Below are 2,457 nucleotides of genomic sequence, written 5' to 3' on the forward strand. Positions count from 1 at the left end.
GGTGATCCACTGGAGAGCGGGGTCGACCCATTTGCACCAATGGTTTTCAAAGAAGGTGCAACAGCAATGCCATTGAACCCTCCCAATAAATCAACTATTCAACCCTTTTACGTCTCACAGCAAACAATTTTCAAGTTTGCAATCGACACTGACTCCATTTTGATCGGCAACGATGGCATCACGAGATACATCGTTATTTTGACTAGCCCCAATGGAAACAGCCAAGTCCAATACGAAGGTATTCGTTGCGACTCTTTCCAATGGCGACTCTATGGCACCTTTGAATCCAATACTTGGAAAGAAAACCCTCTTTCTAGCTGGAATCCAATCAAAGACCACACACCAAATCGTTATCAAGCTGCTTTAGCTCAAGGAGCATTTTGCAACTTCAATACTCAAGAAAAGAGTATCAAAAACGTTATTCAGTCACTGAACCCAAATGGATTCACAGGCGGTACAAAACCCACCAACTCGTTTGGCGTGATTAATTAAAAAACATTGCTTGGGTTTTGACGCTTAAGCAGCAATCAGGTAAGTACCAATTTTTTCACCATTAAGCAGGCGAGTGAGAACTTGAGGCTCGCGCCCAGAGGCGATGATAGTTGCAGCCCCTGTTTGAGCGGCAACTTTCGCAGCCAATACTTTGGTCAACATGCCACCCTTACTCAGCTCACTTGCAGCACCACCAGCCATCTTTTCTAAGGCAGGATCACCAGCAGTAGCATCACTCAAAAGAGTGGCGGTAGCATCTTGACGCGGATCAGCAGTAAACAATCCGCCTTGATCAGTCAAGATCACTAGTAAGTCCGCATGAATTAAATTCGTGACTAATGCGGCCAAGCTATCGTTATCACCAAATTTAATTTCATCAGTAACAACCGTATCGTTTTCATTAATGATGGGGACAACGCCAAGCTTTAGCAAAGTATCTAAAGTCGCCTTGGCATTGGCATTGCGTTCAGCATGCGCCAAATCTGCATTCGTCAGCAACACTTGTGCGCTACGCAAATTAAAGCGCGCAAAACAACTTTCATAGACCTGCACCAAGCCCATTTGACCAACGGCAGCTGCAGCCTGTAGTTGATGAATTTCCTGCGGACGCTTACTCCAGCCAAGACGTTGCATGCCTTCAGCAATCGCACCGGAACTGACCATCAACACCTCATGCCCAGTAGCTAGCAAGGCAGCCATTTGCTCTGCCCACATACCGATTGCAGCGCGATCCAAACCCTCACCATTATTAGTGACTAGGCTTGAACCTACTTTTACTACGATTCGTTTAGCTTGCTGAGTGCTCATATCAAATTCAGGTCTCAAATGACTACCGCTTAATCTGGAGTTTTATCTTCTGGCTGGGCTTGTTCTTGATAACGCGGATCAGCAGCACGCTCATCTTCATCATCTCTATCTTTACGAATAGAATCCAAATAGTCTTGCAATGAATAGCACAACTTATCGCAGCCCAATCCAGTTAAAGCGGAGATCTCAAATACAGGCCCCTTCCACTTAAAGCGTTTAATAAAGTCTGCAACCACTTTTTTACGATCTTCCTCTGGAATCATGTCGACTTTGTTCAGCACTAACCAGCGCGGCTTCTCAACCAAGGCTTCATCGTACTTACGCAATTCATTCACGATAGCAACAGCATCTGCCACTGGATCAATATTCTCATCAAATGGAGCAATATCGACTAAATGCAAGAGCACACCAGTACGCTGTAAGTGTCTTAAAAAGCGATGGCCCAAGCCAGCACCTTCCGCGGCACCTTCAATCAATCCCGGAATATCTGCAATCACAAAGCTGCGCTCAGCGCCTACTCGCACCACACCTAAATTTGGATGTAAGGTTGTAAACGGATAGTCGGCAATCTTTGGTCGCGCGTTAGACACAGCGGTGATCAAAGTGGATTTACCAGCATTGGGCATGCCTAATAAACCAACATCAGCCAATACCTTTAATTCAAGCTTGAGCTTACGACGCTCACCCTCTTTGCCATTCGTCTTTTGGCGAGGAGCGCGGTTCGTACTACTCTTAAAGTGAATATTTCCCCATCCCCCAACACCGCCCTGCGCCAAACAAAGGCGCTCACCGTGCGTGGTTAAGTCGGCAATCGGTTCACCAGTTTCATAATCAGAAATGATGGTTCCAACTGGCATACGCAACTCAATATCGTCGCCTGCGCGACCATAACAGTCGGCGCCACGACCAGGCTCACCATTTTTTGCAGTGTGCGTTTTGGCGTAACGATAGTCAATCAGCGTATTGATGTTGCGATCAGCGGTTGCCCATACGCTTCCGCCTTTTCCACCATCACCACCATCGGGTCCGCCGAATTCAATAAACTTTTCGCGGCGCATGGAGGCACTCCCGGCGCCACCTTGGCCAGCTATGACTTCAATACGAGCTTCGTCTATAAATTTCATGAATAAAAAAGGCCTCGCTTAGCGAGGCCTGTTC

2 protein-coding genes and 1 pseudogene are annotated in these 2,457 nt (G+C 46.8%); 1 reads left to right on the top strand and 2 read right to left on the bottom strand.

Features of this window, described 5'->3' with window-relative positions:
• Positions 1-492: CNP1-like family protein (locus tag B7Y67_RS15280; protein ID WP_293599372.1), on the top strand; the 492-nt coding region annotated here is incomplete at its 5' end.
• Positions 493-522: 30 nt separating this feature from the next.
• Here the strand turns inward: B7Y67_RS15280 and proB are convergent.
• Positions 523-1,299, bottom strand: a pseudogene (proB, locus tag B7Y67_RS15285) (glutamate 5-kinase); the annotation flags it as partial.
• 29 nt (positions 1,300-1,328) lie between these two features.
• Positions 1,329-2,423, bottom strand: coding sequence for a GTPase ObgE (obgE, locus tag B7Y67_RS15290; RefSeq protein ID WP_215302451.1), 1,095 nt, complete (start codon positions 2,421-2,423; stop codon positions 1,329-1,331).
• Positions 2,424-2,457 lie beyond the last annotated feature (34 nt).

It is taken from the genome of Polynucleobacter sp. 35-46-11 (assembly GCF_002281105.1).

Excerpts from the sequence above, each read along its gene's own strand:
- obgE (WP_215302451.1), bottom strand. The coding sequence starts at position 2,423 with ATGAAATTTATAGACGAAGCTCGTATTGAAGTCATAGCTGGCCAAGGT.